We start from the raw sequence: 416 nt of genomic DNA, 5'->3' as shown, positions 1-416 counted from the left end.
CGACAACGCCGAGCATCTCTACCGCTACGTCCGGCGCTTTCGACCCGAGGTCAACGCCTATTTCGTGCTGAGGCGCAAGTCCCAAGATTGGCCGCGTCTCGCGGCGGACGGGTTCCGCCTCATACCGTTCGGATCCGCCGATCACGAGTACGCGCTGCTCAACGCGCGCTATCTCATTTCCTCTCATGCCGACCGCTACATCTGGGATTATCTGCCGGCGCGCGAGTACCGCGATCTCTTGAGGTTCAAGTTCGTCTTTCTGCAGCACGGTGTCATATCCACCGACCTCGCATCCTGGCTCAATACCGTCCCGATCGATCTGATGCTTACGAGCACCGAACGCGAGTATCAGTCGGTGGTCGGCTCCCAGAATCGATACAGGCTGATGCCGAGCCAGGTTGCCCTCACCGGAATGC

At 60.1% G+C, this 416-nt stretch carries 1 protein-coding gene; it reads left to right on the top strand.

Annotation, left to right across the window (positions count from 1 at the left end; genetic code table 11):
- Positions 1–416 (top strand): CDP-glycerol glycerophosphotransferase family protein (locus EOC94_RS33745; RefSeq protein WP_185928395.1); only part of this gene is annotated, 416 nt, incomplete at both ends.

The organism is Mesorhizobium sp. M6A.T.Ce.TU.016.01.1.1, from assembly GCF_003997065.1.
Lineage (GTDB): Bacteria > Pseudomonadota > Alphaproteobacteria > Rhizobiales > Rhizobiaceae > Mesorhizobium > Mesorhizobium mediterraneum.
Note: the sequence above shows the minus strand (reverse complement) of the source record. Positions and strands in the feature narration are given on the sequence as shown.